General features: G+C 57.9%; 19 protein-coding genes and 1 tRNA gene. 12 read left to right on the top strand and 8 right to left on the bottom strand.

Features of this window, described 5'->3' with window-relative positions; genetic code table 11:
• From GOX66_RS20525 to GOX66_RS20505, 5 genes are all read right to left on the bottom strand, one after another.
• On the bottom strand, positions 1–1,034 hold a 1,034-nt coding region (locus GOX66_RS20525; protein WP_170765022.1), incomplete at its 3' end, for a Shedu immune nuclease family protein.
• 181 nt (positions 1,035–1,215) lie between these two features.
• Positions 1,216–1,292, bottom strand: a tRNA-Arg gene (locus GOX66_RS20520).
• A 64-nt stretch (positions 1,293–1,356) separates the two neighbouring features.
• Positions 1,357–2,742, bottom strand: coding sequence for an ATP-binding protein (locus GOX66_RS20515; protein ID WP_170765028.1), 1,386 nt, complete (start codon positions 2,740–2,742; stop codon positions 1,357–1,359).
• A gap of 15 nt (positions 2,743–2,757) precedes the next feature.
• Positions 2,758–4,176: a dihydrolipoyl dehydrogenase family protein gene (locus tag GOX66_RS20510; RefSeq protein ID WP_170765020.1), complete on the bottom strand. Its 1,419-nt coding sequence runs from the start codon at positions 4,174–4,176 to the stop codon at positions 2,758–2,760.
• Positions 4,177–4,179: 3 nt separating this feature from the next.
• A complete protein-coding gene (locus GOX66_RS20505) occupies positions 4,180–4,911 on the bottom strand; it encodes a TVP38/TMEM64 family protein (RefSeq protein ID WP_170765017.1) in 732 nt (243 codons plus the stop codon).
• 296 nt (positions 4,912–5,207) lie between these two features.
• Here GOX66_RS20505 and rpmH point away from each other — a divergent pair, with 296 nt between their 5' ends.
• From rpmH to GOX66_RS20445, 12 genes are all read left to right on the top strand, one after another.
• Complete coding sequence (rpmH, locus tag GOX66_RS20500) at positions 5,208–5,342, top strand: 50S ribosomal protein L34 (RefSeq protein WP_005980833.1); 135 nt, start codon at positions 5,208–5,210, stop codon at positions 5,340–5,342.
• Between the two features lie 25 nt (positions 5,343–5,367).
• Positions 5,368–5,793 carry a ribonuclease P protein component gene (rnpA, locus tag GOX66_RS20495; protein ID WP_170765015.1) on the top strand — a complete coding sequence of 142 codons (426 nt, stop codon included), beginning with the start codon at positions 5,368–5,370 and terminating at the stop codon, positions 5,791–5,793.
• Positions 5,790–6,035 carry a membrane protein insertion efficiency factor YidD gene (yidD, locus tag GOX66_RS20490; RefSeq protein WP_170765013.1) on the top strand — a complete coding sequence of 82 codons (246 nt, stop codon included), beginning with the start codon at positions 5,790–5,792 and terminating at the stop codon, positions 6,033–6,035. The genes rnpA and yidD overlap by 4 nt, the downstream gene beginning before the upstream one ends.
• A 66-nt stretch (positions 6,036–6,101) precedes the next feature.
• Positions 6,102–7,718, top strand: a complete 1,617-nt coding sequence (locus GOX66_RS20485; protein ID WP_170765011.1) for an acyl-CoA dehydrogenase family protein — start codon at positions 6,102–6,104, stop codon at positions 7,716–7,718.
• Between the two features lie 43 nt (positions 7,719–7,761).
• Entirely contained in the window at positions 7,762–8,655 is an 894-nt protein-coding gene (ttcA, locus tag GOX66_RS20480) for a tRNA 2-thiocytidine(32) synthetase TtcA (protein ID WP_170765009.1), read from the top strand.
• A 71-nt stretch (positions 8,656–8,726) separates the two neighbouring features.
• Entirely contained in the window at positions 8,727–10,271 is a 1,545-nt protein-coding gene (locus tag GOX66_RS20475) for a GGDEF domain-containing phosphodiesterase (RefSeq protein WP_170765007.1), read from the top strand.
• A 123-nt stretch (positions 10,272–10,394) separates the two neighbouring features.
• The gene (yidC, locus tag GOX66_RS20470; protein ID WP_170765005.1) at positions 10,395–12,224 is read left to right on the top strand and encodes a membrane protein insertase YidC; all 1,830 of its coding nucleotides are present in this window, start codon (positions 10,395–10,397) and stop codon (positions 12,222–12,224) included.
• Positions 12,221–12,958 carry an MOSC domain-containing protein gene (locus tag GOX66_RS20465; protein WP_170765003.1) on the top strand — a complete coding sequence of 246 codons (738 nt, stop codon included), beginning with the start codon at positions 12,221–12,223 and terminating at the stop codon, positions 12,956–12,958. Before yidC ends, GOX66_RS20465 begins: the two co-directional genes overlap by 4 nt.
• Positions 12,955–13,608 carry a ribosome biogenesis GTP-binding protein YihA/YsxC gene (yihA, locus tag GOX66_RS20460; protein WP_170765001.1) on the top strand — a complete coding sequence of 218 codons (654 nt, stop codon included), beginning with the start codon at positions 12,955–12,957 and terminating at the stop codon, positions 13,606–13,608. The genes GOX66_RS20465 and yihA overlap by 4 nt, the downstream gene beginning before the upstream one ends.
• Positions 13,609–13,815: 207 nt before the next feature.
• Positions 13,816–14,679, top strand: coding sequence for an acetylglutamate kinase (gene argB, locus GOX66_RS20455; protein ID WP_170764999.1), 864 nt, complete (start codon positions 13,816–13,818; stop codon positions 14,677–14,679).
• A 22-nt stretch (positions 14,680–14,701) separates the two neighbouring features.
• Entirely contained in the window at positions 14,702–15,388 is a 687-nt protein-coding gene (locus GOX66_RS20450; protein WP_170764997.1) for a ferredoxin, read from the top strand.
• Complete coding sequence (locus tag GOX66_RS20445; protein ID WP_170764995.1) at positions 15,385–15,882, top strand: SixA phosphatase family protein; 498 nt, start codon at positions 15,385–15,387, stop codon at positions 15,880–15,882. Before GOX66_RS20450 ends, GOX66_RS20445 begins: the two co-directional genes overlap by 4 nt.
• Positions 15,883–15,928: 46 nt before the next feature.
• On the opposite strand, the gene GOX66_RS20440 is transcribed toward GOX66_RS20445, so the two are convergent.
• From GOX66_RS20440 to GOX66_RS20430, 3 genes are read right to left on the bottom strand one after another with little or no spacing between them, the layout of a single operon-like run.
• Positions 15,929–16,720 carry an amino acid ABC transporter ATP-binding protein gene (locus tag GOX66_RS20440; protein ID WP_039537380.1) on the bottom strand — a complete coding sequence of 264 codons (792 nt, stop codon included), beginning with the start codon at positions 16,718–16,720 and terminating at the stop codon, positions 15,929–15,931.
• Between the two features lie 12 nt (positions 16,721–16,732).
• Entirely contained in the window at positions 16,733–18,037 is a 1,305-nt protein-coding gene (locus tag GOX66_RS20435) for an amino acid ABC transporter permease (RefSeq protein WP_170764993.1), read from the bottom strand.
• Between the two features lies 1 nt (position 18,038).
• On the bottom strand, positions 18,039–19,307 hold the full coding sequence (locus tag GOX66_RS20430; protein ID WP_170764991.1) for an amino acid ABC transporter permease: 1,269 nt from the start codon (positions 19,305–19,307) through the stop codon (positions 18,039–18,041).
• Positions 19,308–19,429: the final 122 nt, after the last annotated feature.

Here is a 19,429-nt window from a genome sequence, read left to right as displayed (position 1 = left end):
GCTATCATGCTGGATTCACACAGTGAATCCCTCACCCGATTTGTGCAACAAAGCCGCGTTCGCGCCTCAAGTTTTTCCGTTCCGGTACTATTGTAATGATCGCCACTTTGAGCTGAGGCCAACCACTCGGCTTTTTGCTCAAGGACTTGAGAAACAGCACTGGTAAACTCAGAACTAAACTCCCACGTTCCGGCCCTGCCGCCTTTGCCTGATTTGAAAATTCGCGTGTTTGGCCGTTTGATTTCTACCAAAACGGTATAGTCAGTGAAGTTGAGCAGAAAATCGACAACGGGTTTGTTCTGGTTGTCTGTTCCACCTCCTCCAACTGTCATTTCACGATCAAATTGACGCATGATCCGATAATCAAGGCCGTAGCCAAATACCCATTGATGCTTATCAAAAAAGTCTTGCCAGTGGGCTTCGGACCAATTCCCGGAAGCGATCTGTGCTTCAAATTCCTCAACACCCTGACGTCTTCCTAATAGGATATTGATCTCCTCACTTGCGAGGTCGGCCTGCAAAGCGCGAACAACTGATTTTCTCTGGTCATTACTTAATAACTTGATGCGTTCGACTAACCCACGATCAGAAGCGTCAATTATCGCTTTCGGACCTGATTGGGTGGAAATGTCCTCAATTTGGAAGTTGTCTTCGTTGGAAAGATCAATGAACTCAATTTGCCTCAAGAACGACAGCAGGCGGCTGAATTCATCTTGTCGGAAAGTAAACTCGTTCTTCTCGGAAGCTTGGATCCAATCACCCGCGCGCGTTTGAAAGCTCTGCAATGTGATACGACGCACTTGCTTTTCGTCTTGGGTTACTAGTGCCGTTACCTGCGTTTTTTGCTTCTCGCCGGTTAGACGTAAACATGCCGCCCCCTCAACTTCACCAAGTTGTAACCTATCAGAGCCCTCCATCACCATTCGTACCTGTCGTAGTTTTTCAGGTGAGCGGTCACTGTAAGAGAAGACCTTTGAAATGTATGTCTTCGCTTCTTTTCTTAGTTCGAAAAATTTTTGTTCATCATCACTCATGCCGGGAGTTTGCGTTGGTAACCACCACGGCACAAGATTCTATCCTGCGCCGATGCAAACAAAGTGCATTCAATAATAAATGTTGCGGGATTTGTTGCGGGATGGTTTGAATCCCCCCCCTAAATTTTTCGAGTCCGAGCGCGAAAAAGTTGTTTACTTTCAATAATTTAAGGGAAACCAGTGGCGGACCGAGGAGGATTCGAACCCCCGACCCCTTGATTCGTAGTCAAGTACTCTATCCAGCTGAGCTATCGGTCCGCGTTGGTGAGGCGCTATTTAGACCCACCTCCGGGCACGTGCAAGTCGATTCTTCAAAAAAATCTTAAAAAGTCACGTCACCCCGAGGAAGCCTGATTTCAAAGGTCGTTCCCTGCGGTCCGGTCTCTGCCAGAACTAATTCACCACCATGTCCGCGCACCAGTTCTTGCGAAATGGCAAGCCCAAGACCTGAGCCGCCTTTGCGCACACCGCCCTGAAATGGCGTAAACAGGTTTTCACGGGCCTTGGGCGGCAAACCCGGGCCGGTATCCTTGATCTCGACGCACCAGTCATTTTCATGAACACAACCTGCGATCGTGATTTTACCCGGTTTCCGTGCAGCGACCAGCGCCTGTCGTGCGTTGCGCACCAGGTTCATCATGACCCGGAAAATCTGTTCAGGATCGGCGCGGGCAACCAGATCATCCGGCACTTCGTTCACGATCTCGACGCAGGCCTCTGCGACGGCCAGCTTTTCACTGGCCACGACGTCTTCGGCCACATCGCGCAAGGGCACCATGGTCAGTGTCGGGGCGGGCTCTTCCGCCCGGCCAAAGGCCAGCGTGCTTTCGCACAAAGACACCGCCCGCGTGATCGAATTGACCAGCTTGGGCGCCATGCGACGGACCAGAGGGTCGTCGCTCGCCTCGATACGGTCCGTGAACAATTGCGCCGAGGTCAGGATGTTGCGCAGATCATGGCTGACTTTGGCCACCGCACCGCCCAACTGCGCCAGACGCTCGCGTTGTTTCAAAGCTTGCGTCAGTTCGGTTTGCAGCTGCTGCAGCGCCTCTTCTGCTTCGCGCAGCTCGGTCACCTTGGAATTGGGCGAAATGATACCCCGCGCATCTTCGGGGGCGCCTGCATAGCGCTGCATGTAGCCAACGACGCTTTTGATCGGCTTCACCAGAACGACGCGCACGGCGAGAAAAAGAAAGAACGCGGTGATGATCGATATTACGAAAGATAAGCCAAGAATACGCAATCCGTAGTCGGTCATCGCCATCCGCAGCGGCATGGAGTCCATGGTGACTTCAATCAACAGGCCCGCGCCTTTGACCGGCTCACCGATCACGCGAATGACTTCGTTTTCCGGGGTGAACATGCGCGCCAGCGCGTCCCGGATCAAAATCCACGGCCCAGCGTCGCGCAAATCATATGTCTTGGTGATCGGCTCCGGGATTGGAGAGGACAACATCAGCTGACGCACTTCGTCCCGCCGCAGCACCACATTGTAGACACCTGCATTCGCCAGCAATTCGGCCTCAAGTTCTTCGGCCAGCATGTCGTCAGCCAACAAAGCCAGCGAGGCGATCTGGGCGCGCTCAAGCCGATTCAGCAAGAAATCTTCGCGAAACCGCGCAATCGACGGGACAAAAATCAGAACCTCGGCCAACATCACGAAGACCGTTGTCAGGATCAGAAATCGGCCCGACAGCGAGTTCACTATGCGCTCCTTTCCCGGTCAGGGCATCCAGCGCTGGACGAACCTGACCACTCGTTTAACCGTTTGATTCTCAAACAGCCTTGGCGAGAAATAAGCACCCGCCACCCGTTTGTTAAGCTCTCCGATCGTCGGATAGGGCGAAACCATCGCGGCGATCTGCCCCATCTTCAGGTTATTGGCCAGGGCAAGCGACCACAAGTTGATCAATTCGCCCGCCTGATGACCCACGATTGTAGCGCCCACCGGCCGGCCTTTTACAACCATGACCTTAATGAAGCCCTTCGTCTTGCGCTCGGTGATCGCCCGGTCGTTGTGATGGTAGTCAAATCGCGCAACCTCGACTTTTCCGCCATGTTGCGCGCGCGCCTGCGCCTCTGTCAGGCCCACCTGCGCCAGTTCCGGGTCGGTGTAGGTGGCCCACGGTATATGCGCCGTTTTCGCCTTGGATGGCAGGCCGAACAGAGCCGAGCGGATGATGATTCCTGCGTGGTACCCCGCCACGTGTGTGAATTGCAGCCCGCCAGCGACGTCTCCGATGGCGTAGACCTTACGGTTCGTCGTGCGCAGAGACTCGTCAACCTTGATCCCGGTTCGGTCCGGTTCGATCCCTGCGACTTCGATGTTCAGGCGGTCGGTATTCGCTTTGCGCCCCGTAGCCAGCAAAAGATGTGAGCCCGAGAAGATGTCGCCGTTTTCGGTCACGACCTCGACCGCGCCACCCTTGCCTCGAATTTGCGCCACCGTTGCCTGTTCGTGGATCGCGACGCCCTCGGCGCGCAGAGTATCCAGCACGATGGCCGCAGCTTCAGGGTCGTCATTGCCTAGCGCCTGCAAGCCTTCGATCACGGTGACTTTGCATCCCAATCGGACATGTGCCTGCGCCATTTCCATGCCGATGGGACCGCCACCGATGATCAGCAGATGCTCTGGCTGGTCGCGCAGGTCGAAGATTGTCTCGTTGGTATAGAACGGCACTTGATCAAGCCCCGGGATCGGCGGCACCAGAGGTGACGAGCCCGTCGCAATCACCACACGCCGCGCGGTGATCAGATGATCACCCGCCTGTACCTGTGTCTGCGATACAAAGTGGCCATATTCCTGTATGACATTGACACCAAAGCCTTCGAACCGCTCCCGGCTGTCCATCGGTTCGATCTGGGCGATAACGTCATGAACGTGATCCTTCGAGGCGGCGTAATCGACCTGAGGCACCACATTCGCCACGCCCAGCGCAGCAGTGTGCGCCTGCCCGTAGGCGGCCTTGCCGCTGGCGATCAGGGCCTTTGAGGGGACGCAGCCAAAATTCAGGCAGTCGCCACCCATCTTGTGCCCTTCCAGCAGGATGACATCCGCCCCCATCTGGCTGGCTCCGGCAGCTACGGACAACCCTCCCGACCCGGCACCGATCACCAGAATATCGGTTTTCAGTTCTTGCATATATCAGGCGTCCTTTTGGCCGCGGATGGATTTGATGACAATCGGCAAAGCGGCCAGAACACACAAGCCGATGATGGGGCCGATGACAAAAGGCTCCCACAACAGGGAAACATCCGGCGTCTCACCGCGGTCGAATACACCACCCAGCCCAACGCCGATCCAGGTGTAGACTATCCCACCCGGGACAATGCCCAGCGCCGTGGTGAACAGAAAGTTGCGGAACTTCACACCCACCAGCGCCGGCACCAGATTGGCCACGAAGAACGGCACGACGGGCACGAGGCGCAACAGGAACAGTACCGAGATTTCATTTGCGCGCAGGCCATCCTTGAGTTTCTTGACGGTTCCCTCTGAGGCTTCCAGCTTGGCCGTCAGGGATTTCCCCAAACCCCAGCGCGCAACCAGAAATATCGCCGAGGCGCCTACGGTAGCCGCAAACACGTTGAACACGGTTCCGGCGAACAGGCCGAAAAGGAACCCTCCGGTCATCGAGGCAACTGCAGCACCCGGCAGCGAAAACGCGACGATCGCAATGTAGACAGCCATAAATACAGCCGCCATTGCCCAGTAATTCGCGTCACGCCACGACAAAAGTGCCTCACGGTTGTCGCGCAGGGTTTCAAAGGTCAGGTAATCGCCCAGCGTGAAAAACCCCACCACAGCGACGGCGAGAATCACCAGCAATGGAATATGGCGCGCAAGCCCGCTGCGTGGGGCCTGAGTTGTATCGCTCATGAAGCTGTCCGGTTTGTTGCGTTTCATTCTGCTCCCAACATGCGCTGCCAGCCGCCCCTGCAACAGGGGCCTCACGTTGCCTTGATGTTTTTAGCTGGGAATGTGAGGGTTTGGGGCGGTAAACCCGTCATTTTGAAACCTTTTGCCGGACCGGGTTACAGAATTGTTGCAAAAGGCTATAAAACCCCCACCTTGGGGTTTGACTTACCCTCCGCTACCCAGTAGAGGACGGGCTTCGAACACCACGGGCAGGCGAATCCGCGCCGCACCCGACCGCATAGATTGGAGACGGAGCGATGAAACGCACCTATCAGCCTTCGAACCTGGTTCGCAAACGCCGCCACGGTTTCCGCGCGCGCATGGCCACCAAGGCCGGCCGCAAGATCCTGAACGCACGTCGCGCCCGCGGCCGCAAATCGCTGAGCGCGTAAACCGCTCACCGATCAGGTTATGAACATGACGCCGCCGGAGGCCCCTGAGGATGGTAAGAACCAGCCCGGGGATACGCCCCCGGCGGCGTCCGTTTGCGCGGCTGAAACTCTGACGGTTCTCAAGAAACGATCCGATTTCCTGAAAGCTGCCCGCGCGCGCAGGCAGGGTACAGCTTCAATGATGGTGCAGGCGCGAAAGCGTGCGCCGGACGAAGCAACCGGGATTCGTGTTGGCTTTACCTGTTCCAAAAAAGTCGGCAATGCCGTGGCCCGCAACCGCGCCAAACGTCGTCTGCGCGAGGCGGCACGCGCTGTTTTGCCTGTCAACGGCCATGACGGCTGGGATTACGTGCTGATCGGCAGGGCCGAAACTACTGCCGGGCGACCCTTTGAGGCGATGCTGGACGATCTGCGCTATGCGCTGCGCAAAGTGCATGGGCCGCGGAAATGACCCCACTCTCTCATATACTTGCCCTGCCCGTCCGGGCCTATCGGCTGGTGTTCAGCCCCTGGGTTGGATTCAATTGCCGATATCAGCCAACATGCTCGGCCTATGCGCTTGAGGCGCTGGAAAAACACGGTGCAATCAAGGGTGCGTGGCTGGCGGCCCGGCGGATTGGCCGGTGCCATCCCTGGGGCGGCGACGGGTATGACCCGGTTCCCGACCGCAAGGACAACGACAACCCTTCCTGACTCCTGTCAGACTTGACCGGCGCAATCCTCCACTGAACACTTGGACCTGTGCAACCCGAGGTCCAGATGACATCCAAAGCCCGCCATTCCCTGCCAACACATGACGTTCTGAATCAACCGCCGGTGCGCGGCAATTTTGACCTGTGGGCGACTGATCCAGTGTTGCAAAACGCGGTAAACATGGCCGGAGGGCGCACTTCGGAACTAGCCCACTATGGCGCAACGCTCGGTCGTGCCACGGTACGGGAAATGGGGCGCGAAGCCAATTTCCACTCTCCGGAACTGGTGCTGTTCGATCAGGGCGGGCGTCGTCTGGACGAGGTGAGGTACAACGCGGCCTATCACTATATGATGCAACTCAGCCAGTCTTCGGGTTACGCAGCTGTGGCATGGGCTGGCCTGCCAGGTGGCCACGCGACCCATGCCGCAATGGTTTACCTGGCCAGCCAGGTCGAACCGGGCCATTGTTGTCCGCTGACCATGACATACGCAGCCATCCCGACATTGACTGCAAATGAACAGGTTGCTTCGGTCTGGACCCCTCGGTTAACGGAATGGGATCACGATTCCTCCACTTTGCCGATCACCTCCAAAAAAAGCGCCACGCTGGGCATGGCAATGACCGAAAAACAGGGCGGCTCGGACTTGCGTGCCAATACCACGACGGCGACAAGGGACGGAGATCACTGGCGGCTGCGCGGGCATAAGTGGTTCTGTTCGGCCCCGATGTCGGACGGGTTCCTGACGCTTGCGCAGACCCCCGGCGGGCTGACCTGCTTTCTTGTTCCCCGCTGGCTGGAGGACGAGCGCAATACAATCCACCTGATGCGGCTGAAGGACAAGCTGGGTAACAAATCCAACGCGTCCGCGGAAATCGAATACCACGACGCGCTGGCCTATCAGTTGGGCGATGAGGGCGCAGGCGTGTACACCATACTGGAAATGGTGCACCATACGCGGCTGGACACGGCGATGGCCCCGGCGGGCCTGATGCGCGCGGCTCTGACGGAAGCGCATCACTGGGTGACACATCGCAGCGCCTTTCAGCGCCGGCTGATCGACCAGCCGCTGATGCGCGCTGTGCTGGCCGACCTTGCACTGGATTGGGAAGGCGCGCTGACACTGGGAATGCGCGTGGCGCAAGCGTTCGATGGCCAATCGGCCGAGGACAAGGCCTTTGCCCGCATCGGTGTAGCGCTTGCCAAATTCCTGAACAACAAGCGTTGCCCGGTTGTCGTGGTTGAAGCCATGGAGGTGCTGGGGGGCATGGGATATGTCGAGGACACCCCCTTGCCCCTGCTCTACCGCGAGGCTCCTCTGAACGGCATCTGGGAGGGGGCTGGCAACGTGATCTGCCTTGATATCATGCGCACCCTTGCCCGTGACCCTTTGGCCGCGGAAGTCCTGCAATCCGAGTTGGACGCCGCAATGGGCGCAGACCGGGCTTACGACGCGACCCTGATGGCGCATCGCGACCGCTGGCCCGGCATCCCTCCCGAGGCCGAGGCGCGCTGGTTCGCCGAACGCACAGCCCTGTTGCTGACGGCGTCGCAACTGCTGCGTTATGCGCCTGGTGAGGTCGCAGACGGGTTCATCGCCACACGTTTGGCGGGCGACAGCGGGCGCATCCCCGGGTCGGTTGCCGGGCTGGACACCGGTGCTTTGCTGAACCGGCTGGGTTGACCCGCCACTTGCCCGGTTGCACCAACTGCTGTAGGGGCAGCGCATGTTTGACGAAGCTGACGATATCCACCCGCTCTTTGCCGGCGCGCCCTCGACCACCGAGTTCAAGAAGCTGCGCAAACGCATCGTGCGCCAGACCCGAGAGGCCATTGAGCAATTCGGGATGGTGGATCCGTCCGCCCATGACAAAGACGGCAAGCCGCCGCGCTGGCTGGTCTGCCTGTCGGGTGGCAAGGACAGCTATACTCTGCTGGCGGTTCTGTATGAGCTGAAATGGCGCGGTTTGCTGCCGGTGGATCTCCTGGCCTGCAATCTGGATCAGGGCCAGCCGGGGTTTCCCGCCACCGTCCTGCCCGAGTTTCTGGAACGCACGGGAGTACCGCATCGCATCGAATATCAGGACACATACTCGGTGGTGATGGACAAGGTTCCCCAAGGCCGCACCTATTGCGCGCTGTGTTCGTGTCTGCGCAGGGGCAACCTGTACCGTATCGCCCGCGAAGAGGGTTGTTCTGCTGTCGTGCTGGGCCATCACCGCGACGATATCCTTGAGACGTTCTTCATGAACCTTTTCCACGGCGGTCGTCTGGCGACCATGCCGCCGAAACTGGTAAATGAAGAAGGTGACCTGTTCGTCTTCCGCCCGCTGGCCCACGTGGCCGAGGCCGATTGCGAGAAATTCGCCACAGCGATGAAATACCCCATCATCCCCTGCGATCTGTGTGGCAGTCAGGACGGGCTACAGCGCCAGCAGGTGAAACAGATTCTCGACCAGTGGGAAAAGAACAGCCCCGGCCGCCGTCAGGTGATGTTCCGGGCTCTGACCAATGCGCGTCCGTCGCATTTGCTGGACCCGAAACTGTTCGATTTTCAGAACCTTGCCCTGAACCCCGGCAAAAATGACGAAAATTCGGATGAAATTCCTCGGTTGCGTTAACGACTGACTCAGATTGGTTTCCTACGGTTGTCTTGAGCGTGCAATGCCCAAGGTAAAGGCCCAGAAAACCGATGTGGAAACATATCTCTGAAAACCGAATCCTCGATTCTCTTGCCTCAGTTCTGAGCGGCCCTCCGGCACTGGCCTTTGCACCAGCGATCAGTCTGGCTGCGTTCTGGATCGGCGGGGAATATGCCCTTGTGGCTGCCGCGCTGGGATTACCGCTTGTTATCGCCTGCGTCACTGAGTTCGGCGCGCTGGCCCGTCGACGCCTCCGCCGCAGCGCTTCGGAAGGCGGCTTGCTGCCCATCGACATCTTTGCCTCTGAGATGGAAGGAATTTTCAAGGCTTCCAGCGCGAGCGGAGAGAATTCGGCTTGCTTGATTGTCGCGCTGGACGACTATTCCGATTTCCTTGATCTGCACGGCAACGCCGCTGCAAATCACTTGGCAGAGCAATTCGGCAGCCGTGTTCTGTCGGTTATCCGGACCCAGGACATCGTGACACGGCTGGATCAGAACAAAATCGCAATCAGTCTGCACCCGTCGCAGCATCTGGATCTTGAGGCCTGCATTCAGATGTCCGGCAGAATTCAGTCCGTGGTGGAAGAATCCATCACGCTGAACGGCGCAGGCGTTTACGTGTCTTGCTCCATTGGTTTCAGCCTTCTTTCAAGCGTGTCAGATCGGGGATTTGAGGATTGGATCGACGCGGCTTCGGCGGCTTTGGCCGAAGCACAAAGGAACGGGCCTTCCACCATTCGCGCTTTTTCCAGCGAAGCCCGCCGCCGTTCACGCATTCGGGCCAATCTACGCAAGGAATTCGACGCAGCGTTGGACAGCGGCGAAATTCGCCCGTGGTTCCAGCCTCAGATTTCAACGGATACCGGCCGCGTCACCGGATTTGAGGCGCTTGCCCGCTGGGAGCATCCTCAAAAGGGTGTTTTGGGACCGCAGGTGTTCCTGCCCTTTGCCGAGCAGGCGGATCTGATGGAGAGATTTGGTCAAGCCATGCGGCACCACGCGTTTTCAGCCATGCGCGCATGGGATCGGGCGGGAGCTGCGGTTCCCCGGATCGGGGTGAATTTTTCTTCCGATGAACTGAGAGACCCAGCCTTGATCGACCGTGTGAAGTGGGAGTTGGATCAGAATGACCTGACGCCTGACCGGCTGGCCGTAGAGGTTCTGGAAACTGTTTTCTCACGTCGGCCAGACGACGTGATTACGCGGAACGTGACCAGCCTGTCCAATCTTGGCTGTTGTATCGATCTGGATGACTTCGGCACCGGCCATGCTTCGATCGCGTCTATCAAACGCTTTGATGTCTCGCGCATCAAAATCGACCGGTCCTTTGTCGCCAAAGCGGACCGCGACGCCAGCCAGCAGCAACTGGTCAGTGCGATCCTGACCATGGCCGAACGCCTGAATGTCGAAACACTGGCCGAAGGTGTCGAAACCAAGGGTGAACATGCATTGATGGCGCAACTGGGATGCAACCACGTTCAGGGGTTCGGGATCGGCAAGCCCATGCCATTTGAAAAGACACTGGACTGGATTGCGGCACACCAGAACAAGGTCAACAGAGTGCCAAAAATCGGACGCCAGACCGGCTCATAATCTCTGGAATCCGCCACAGAAAAGCGATCCGTGACGAAATAACAGGCGAATCCGCTTGACCTTTGGGCCTGCACTCTGTTGAACCCACCGGGTGTGTTTCACTGCTTAAGGTGGCTGTCCCAGATGGACGATCAGAACAAGAATCTCATCCTCGCAACCGCGCTCAGCTTTCTCGTGATCCTTGTTTGGTTCGTGCTGTTCCCGCCTCCGGAACAAACCACCCCACCCGAGCAGACTGAAATCAGCGCCACCGAGGGCACTGAGGTGCAGACACCCAGCGCTGCCGGCACCGGCACTGTGGGCGAAGCGACGGCTGCCGCCGAAGAAACGCTGCCCGACACCCAGGCCCCACGGGTTGAGATCGACACCCCGCGCCTGAAAGGCAGCCTGTCGCTGTCAGGCGGTCGGATCGACGAGTTGTACCTGAAAGACTACAAAGTATCCATCGCCGCAGGCGCCCCGATCGTCGAGTTGCTGTCCCCGGTTGGATCGGACTCGGCCTATTATGCCCTTTACGGTTGGGCACCCGGCGCTGGTGTTTCAGGTGCCGACGTTCCCGGCCCGAACACTCAGTGGACCGTTGAAAACGGCGAAACGCTGGGGGTCGATGCGCCGATCACATTGAAGTGGGACAACGACAAGGGCCTGACTTTCCGCCGCATGATTTCTGTGGACGAAAACTATATGTTCACCGTCAGCCAGTCCGTCGAAAACAACACTCAGACCGAAGTTGGCATGGCCCCCTATGGCATCCTGGCCCGTCATGGAATCGGAGAGGACGGCGACCTGCCCGAGCTGAAAAATTTCTTCATCCTGCATGAAGGCGTGATCGGGATGGCCGACGGTACTCTGGCTGAAATCGACTACGGCGACGTACGTGACTTCGATATTGACCCTAACGAGCGTGCACAGGCCGAAGTCTTTCAGGTCAAGGAAGATGGCTGGATCGGTTTCACCGACCACTATTGGATGACGACGCTGATCCCCGAGCCTGGAACCGCGTTCAAAGCGGCCGCGAAATATGATGAGCGCCGCAAAATCTATCAGACCGAAACGGTTCTGCCGACCCTGACCGTTGCTCCCGGTGCAACGGAAGAGGTCACTACTCAGCTGTTTGCAGGTGCCAAGGAGTGGGAAACCATCCGCGAATACCAGGCGGAAGGCGTGCAGAAATTCATCGACAGCATCGACTGGGGTTGGTTCTTTTTCCTGACCAAGCCGATCTTCTGGCTGCTTCACAACATCAACGCACTGATTGGTAACATGGGCTGGTCGATCATTGGTCTGACTCTGATTATCAAGGCGATCCTGTTCCCGCTGGCGTTCAAATCCTATGTCTCGATGGCGAAGATGAAGGAGCTCCAGCCACAGATGGAGGCCCTGAAAGAGGCTGCCGGCGATGATCGCCAGAAGATGCAGCAGGGCATGATGGAGCTGTACAAGAAAGAAAAGGTGAACCCGGCCGCGGGCTGTTTGCCGATCCTGCTGCAGATTCCGATCTTCTTCTCGCTGTACAAGGTGATCTTTGTCACCATCGAACTGCGCCAGGCCCCCTGGTTCGGCCCGTTCCAGGATCTCAGCATGCCGGATCCGACCTCGATCATGAACCTGTTTGGTCTGCTGCCGTTTGCTGGCCCGCAGCCTGATACACTGATGGCGCTGATCTTCATCGGAATCCTGCCGCTGTTGCTGGGCATCTCGATGTGGCTGCAACAAAAGCTTAACCCAGCACCAACCGATGCGACGCAGGCGATGATCTTTGCCTGGATGCCGTGGGTGTTCATGTTCATGCTGGGCGGTTTTGCCAGCGGTCTGGTGGTCTACTGGATTGCGAACAACACGATCACGTTCACGCAGCAGTATCTGATCATGCGCAGCCAGGGCTATAAGCCAGATGTCTTCGGCAATATTAAATCCGGCTTCAAGCGCACACCGAAGACGGATGACAAATGAATGCTGAGGTGACTCATCTCTGGCGGCATCCGATCAAAAGCCATGGTCGCGAAGCCATTCAGACCGTAACATTGAACCCCGGGCAGACCATGCCCGGGGATCGCGTTTGGGCGGTCGCGCATGAGGCATCGACGGCAGATGGGTCCGAATGGGTCCCCTGCGCCAATTTCAGCCGTGGATCGAAAGCACCGCAACTGATGGCGATCTCGACCCGTATGGATGGGGATACGATGACTCTGACCCATCCGGAACGCCCGGAATTGCGCTTTAACCCGGACAAGGACCAGCAGATATTTCTGGACTGGGTCAAGCCCCTGATGCCGACTGACCGGGCAGCCTCGGTTCGGATCCTTCGGGTGCCGGGTCGGGGAATGACCGACAGCGAATACCCCTCAATCAGCCTGTGCAACATGGCCTCTCATCGCGCTGTCGAGCAAAAGCTGGGTCAGGACTTGTCGATCCAGCGCTGGCGCGGCAGCATCTGGTTCGATGGCCTGCCCCTGTGGGAAGAATTCGACTGGCTGGGCCGCGAAGTTCAAATCGGCGAGGCTGTGTTCAGCGTGCGCGAGCGCATCCAGCGCTGTCTTGCGACAACCGCCAACCCTGATACCGGCCTTCGCGATGCCGACACGCTGGGCACGCTAAACAGCTGGGGCCATCAGGATTTCGGCGTCTATGCCACTGTTGTTCGAGGCGGCGCAATCTCAGTCGGCGACAAGGTGCAAGTATTATGAGCTCTCTCCCCTTTCCTCTCTCCGAAAACCCGGATGAGTCCGCACTTGAACGCGGGCGCAAACTGTTCGCGGGACCATCCGAGTTTGTCAAAGGGGTCGTTGCCATGAACGGCCTGCCCGCGCCCGATCGTTTGGAGGTTTGCTTTGCGGGCCGTTCGAATGTGGGGAAATCCAGCCTGATCAACGCGCTGACCGGCACCAAAGGACTGGCGCGCGCGTCGAACACGCCGGGTCGCACGCAAGAAATCAACTTTTTCACCCAAGGACCAGAGCTTTATCTGGTCGATTTGCCCGGCTATGGCTACGCCAATGCACCGGTCAAAGTGGTCGAAAAGTGGCAGCGGTTGCTGAAACAATATCTGAGCGGGCGCCAGACCCTGCGCCGCGCCTTTGTCCTGATAGACTCACGCCATGGGGTAAAACCAGTGGATGCCGAGATTATGAAGCTGCTGGACACCAGTGCGGTGACTTTCCAATGCGTGATGACCAAGGCCGACAAGGTTAAGGCAAATGACCGCGAAAAGATTTTGGATCAAGTGCGCGGAGCGTTGTCGAAACATCCGGCAGCCTTCCCTGAAATCGTTCTGACCTCGTCTGAAAAAGGTGACGGAATTCAGACACTACGGTCGATCATCGCGCATTTGGAATGAGTTCTACGAACCGTCCATCACATTTCTGTCCGCACTGATCATTGACTTGCAGCTGATCCGCAATACTCCGGCTACGAAACGTGCCATGAGTTGATACATCCGGCCCGTCCAACCCAAGTGCGGCCAATCAGAACCACTGTTTACACTATCCGGTCTTGGCAGCACCTTCCAAACGCCCTAACACGGGTTCCCAGAGGGACTGCAGCCATGAAGACACGAGATATGAACCGGGATTGGATCGCCACCGCCGCCACCTTGAACAGCGCATTGCCATATCTGCAACGCTATGACGGCGCGATTGTCGTTATCAAACTGGGCGGCCATGCCATGGGCAGCGACGAAGCGATGGAGAGCTTTGCCCGCGATGTCGTCCTGATGCGTCAGGTCGGTGTGAACCCGGTAGTCGTGCATGGCGGCGGCCCGATGATCAACGCGATGCTGGACAAGCTGGACATCCAGTCCGAGTTTGTGAACGGCAAACGTGTGACCGACAAGGCAACCGTCGAAGTGGTCGAGATGGTGCTGTCCGGTCTGGTGAACAAGCGCATCGTTCAGGCCATCAACGATCAGGGCGGCATGGCCGTCGGCCTGTCGGGTAAGGATGCACATCTGATGCTGTGCGACGAGACGGACCCCTCGCTGGGGTTTGTCGGTTCTCCCTCCGAGATGAATCCTAAAATTCTGCGCGATCTCTTCGCGCATGATGTGATCCCCGTGATTGCACCGCTGGGCGCCGGGCGCAACGGTGAGACCTTAAATGTCAACGGCGACACCGCTGCGGGGGCAATTGCCTCGGCGCTCAAGGCGGATCGCCTGCTGCTGTTGACCGATGTCTCGGGTGTGAAGAACGCGGGCGGCGAGGTCGTGACCGAGCTGAAGGCAGGCCAGATCCGCGAGATGACGCTGGACGGCACGATTGCGGGGGGAATGATCCCCAAGACAGAAACGGCGCTGGACGCCCTGCACAGCGGAGTTCGTGCCGTTGTTATTCTTGACGGGCGCGCACCAAATGCGGTGCTGCTGGAACTGTTTACTGAACACGGTGCAGGGTCGCTGATCCGGCCCGACTAAGTTCCCACGCGACGGAGGAGACATGACAGGAACTACGCCTACCTCCTCTGAATTGACTGTCGCCACATTTGATGATGTGGAGCGAGCCGCGCAGGAGGCCGGTCTGATCGTCATGGGCGCGCTGCATCCAAGACGTTCTGCCGCCAAGCAACTGGATGGCGGCACCTTGATCCTGTTGGGCGCAGGTTCCGCATTCTGGCCTGCACTGAAATCCTCGCCTGAATGGCAACGCGAAGACCCGGTGGATCGCTGGTCATCGCGCGTGATCGGGCAATTGGCGCAGAACCTGGGTGCTCAGGCGCATTTCCCGTTCGGTGGTCCACCTTATGCACCTTTCATTGACTGGGCTCTGAAATCCGGCCGTACTTTCAGCAGCCCTGTGGGCGCTTTGGTGCATGACTCGGTTGGTATGATGATCTCTTTTAGAGGGGCGCTGCATTTTGCTGCAGAATTCGCGATCCCCGAGGCAACAGACCCATCACCCTGCACTAATTGCCCTGCCCCTTGCGCTCAGACCTGCCCCGTGGACGCGCTGAACACCCAGAGCTTCTATGACGTGGATGCCTGCCACAGCCACCTTTCGACTGTTGAAGGGCAGACCTGCATGACAGGCGGCTGCCTCGCGCGGTTGTCATGTCCGCTCAGCGTTGGCGCAGGACGCGACCCGGAACAATCTGCCCACCACATGAATGCCTTTCACCCATCATGACCCGCACGCTGATCCTGACCCGCCACGCGAAATCAAGTTGGGGCAGTCCCGCGCTCAGCGATCATGACCGGCCATTGAACAAACGCGGACGCAAGTCGGCCCCGGCGATTGCGACGTGGCTGCGCGGTAATGGCTGGCTGCCGGATGAGGTGCTGAGTTCAAGCTCGGCCCGAACGCGCGAGACCTGGGATCGAATGGGATTGCAGGCCGACAAGGTTAGTTTTCACCGCACACTCTATCATGCCAGCGCCGAAGGGATGCTGACCGAATTGTCCGAGGCTACCGAACAGACAGTCCTGATGCTGGGCCATAACCCCGGCATTGCTACCTTTGCCAACCGACTTGTCAGAAAGGCACCGGACCACGTCCGGTTCTACGACTACCCCACGTGTGCGACAACCGTGATCCGCTTCGAAATTGACGATTGGGCGGATATTCAGTGGCACAGCGGTGACGTTCAGGGCTTTGTCATTCCACGCGAGTTGCCGGAATAGAAAAAGGCGGGGCCAGCCCCGCCTTTCCTTACTTTCGTAATTGGGATCAGTGCCCCAGAATCTGGCTAAGGAACAGCTTTGTCCGCTCGCTTTGCGGGTTGTTGAAGAACTCTTCCGGTTCGTTCTGTTCCACGATCTGACCGGCATCCATAAAGATCACACGGTTGGCGACCTGACGGGCAAAGCCCATCTCGTGCGTCACGCACAGCATGGTCATGCCTTCCTCGGCCAGTTCGATCATGGTGTCGAGCACCTCTTTGATCATCTCAGGGTCGAGCGCCGATGTCGGTTCATCGAACAACATGATCCGCGGCATCATGCAGAGCGAGCGCGCGATCGCCACACGCTGCTGCTGACCGCCCGAAAGCTGACCGGGGTACTTGTCGGCCTGCTCGGGGATTTTTACCTTTTCCAGGAAATGCATCGCGCGCTCTTCGGCCTCTTTCTTGGGCGTCTTACGCACCCAGATCGGGGCCAGCGTGCAGTTTTCCAGAATGGTCAGGTGCGGGAACAGGTTGAAGTGCTGGAATACCATGCCAACCTCGGACCGGATCTTGTCGATGTTCTTGAGGTCATTCGACAACTCGGTCCCGTCCACGACGATCCGGCCCTGCTGGTGTTCCTCCAGCGCGTTCAGGCAGCGGATCAGAGTGGACTTGCCCGACCCGGACGGCCCCGCGATCACGATCCGCTCGCCCTGATTGACGGTCAGATTAATGTCGCGCAGCACGTGGAAGGCCCCGTACCACTTGTTCATGTTGGAGATTTCGATGGCGACCTCGTCGCTCACCTGCATCTTGGAGCGGTCGATTTCGCGTTCAATTGCAAGTTCAGACATGTGTTGAACTCCTTAACGGTGGCCAGTCTGAAGCTTGCGCTCCAGATACATGGAATAACGGGACATGGAGAAGCAGACGACGAAGAACAGTGCGCCGATAAAGGCGAACAATTCCCAGTAGATGCCATTCCACGCGGTATCAGCGCGGATCGCGTTGGCTAGGCCAAGCACGTCGAACAGCCCGATGATCGACACCAGAACCGTATCCTTGAAGATCCCGATGAAGGTGCTCACTATGCCCGGAATTGAGATTTTCAGGGCTTGCGGCATGATGATCAATCGCTGGGCCTGCCAGTAGTTCAACCCCAGACTGTCGGCACCTTCGTACTGACCCCGTGGCAGGGCAGCCAGGCCACCGCGGATCACTTCGGCCATATAGGCGGCCGAAAACAGGGTCATCATGATCATCACCCGCAGAATGATGTCAAAGTTGGTACCCGGTGGCAGGAACAGGTTCAGCAGCAGCGACGCCACAAACAACAGTGTGATCAGCGGCACACCACGGATGAACTCGATAAAGCCCACGCACATGTATTTGACGATCAGCAAGTCGGACTGGCGGCCCAGCGCCAAAAGGATACCGATCGGCAGCGAGACACCGATGGCCACAACGCCCAGGAGGATCGCCAGCATGAAGCCACCGAATTGACGGCTCTCCACGGATTCGATGCCAATAGGCAGGATCGAGTCCATTGCACCGGTGAAATAGCCGGACAGCACCAGCCACCAGATCACTGCAGCCACTGCGGCACCGATCATCCCGATCAGCTCGCTCAGTTGCTTGCTGAGGATAGTGTAAGCACCCCAGCCGACGACAAACCCTATCGCAGCTGAAATCGGACCCCAGACGGTACCGCCCCACATCAGGAACGGCATCAGGAACGGGTAGATCGCGGTGAAGATCAGCATCTTGCTCGGCACGCGGTCCGAATACAGAACCGGCGCCAGCGCAACCAGCAACAGAACAAGCGCCAGAATCGGGCGCCAGTACAGATGGCTGGGGTAGAAGCCGAACAGCAACTGCAGCCAGCGGTCGTTGATGACGGCCCAGCAAGCATGACCATGGGTAGAGCCCCAAGTCGCCATCATGATCTCACGACACTCTGTCAGTGAATTGGCGTTCCAAACGGATTGGAACGTCCATGGCAGAACGCCCGACAGCACGTAGTAGATCGCATACAACGAAACGATCGTCAGGATCGAATTGAGCCAGCTTGAGAACAGGTTGTGCCTGATCCAGCCGATCGCGCCGACTTCGGAAGCTGGCGGCGCCTGTTCCGGCAGCATCTCTGTGCGGACAAATGAAACATCACTCATATTACCGCTCCACCAGTTTGACACGGTTGTTGTACCAGTTCATCACCGCCGAAATGCTCAGCGAGATGGACAGATAGACCAGCATCAGCAGCAGAACGCATTCCAGCTCACGCCCGGTCTGATTCATGGTGATGCCACCTAAAGTACCTGTGATGTCCATATATCCGACCGCAATCGCCAGCGACGAGTTCTTGGTCAGGTTCAGATAGTTCGAGATCATCGGCGGAATGATCACCCGCAGCGCCTGCGGCAGGATCACAAGCCGCATGGTGCGGCCCGGGCGCAGGCCCAGCGCGGACGCAGCCTCGGTCTGACCTTTCGAGATGGCCAGAATACCGGCGCGCACGATCTCGGCGATGAAAGCTGCCGTGTACAGTGACAGGGCCAGCCACAGCGCAATCAGCGAGTTGCGCATATGGGTGCCGCCGCTGAAGTTGAAGCCCTTCAGCTCGGGATATCCAAGGTGAAAACCCAGAATGGTCAGCAGGATGATCATTGGAACGAACAGGATGCCCAACTGGATATGCCAGATTTTCGGGCGGTCACCTGTCGACTCTTGCCTTGCCTGAGCCCAGGCTGAAACCTTGCGCATGGCAAAGATGCTGCTGCCCAGCACGATGAGAAAGGCGATCAAGTCCAGAGAAATGTCGAACCTCAGGCTCGACGTGCCAAACAGATGGATATCGCCCAAGCTGCGCGAGAACAGGAATTCTGGGATATAAACTCCACGATTGGTCACGGCGACTGTGTCAAACAGGTTCATCGACGCCGTCGCGTCCTCGCCCCGGAATGCCCGTGGTGCAGGCAGGCTTTCGATCAGGATGGCCATGGCCAGCACGATCCACAGCAAGACCGGCACGTTGCGGAACATCTCGACGTATACGGTCATGATCCGCGCGACCAGCCAGTTGTTGGACAGACGCAGAACACCGACCAGAACGCCGACAATCGTGGCCGTGATACAGCCTAGAACGGCCACAACCAGAGTGTTCAGCAAACCGATAAAGGCCGCACGCAGGTGGCTGTCGCGCGACGTGTATTCCAACAGGCGCTGGTTGATATCATAGCTCGCCGGTTCGCCGAAAAAGCCGAATTCGACCGGTTTTCCCAGCGCCTCGAGGTTCTGAATGGTGTTCGAAATGATCCAGGCTGCCAAAAGCATGAAACTAATCAAAGCGATGACCTGAATGGTCGCAGATCGGTACCGCGTATCGTAAAGGAGCATGGACAGCCGGAACTGCTCCTTCGGCGGGTCAGTGAGTGTCGTCATGACCTATGTATATCCCCGTGCATCCCGGTTTTTGGCGGCAGAGTTTGTCTCTGCTCAGAACTCTCCGGGCGTGTTTCTTATTGATGGAAAAAGGGCGCAGGTTGCCCTGCGCCCTTTTCCGT

This window comes from Ruegeria lacuscaerulensis, assembly GCF_013031245.1.
GTDB classification, from domain to species: Bacteria; Pseudomonadota; Alphaproteobacteria; order Rhodobacterales; family Rhodobacteraceae; genus Ruegeria; species Ruegeria lacuscaerulensis_C.
Note: the sequence above shows the minus strand (reverse complement) of the source record. Positions and strands in the feature narration are given on the sequence as shown.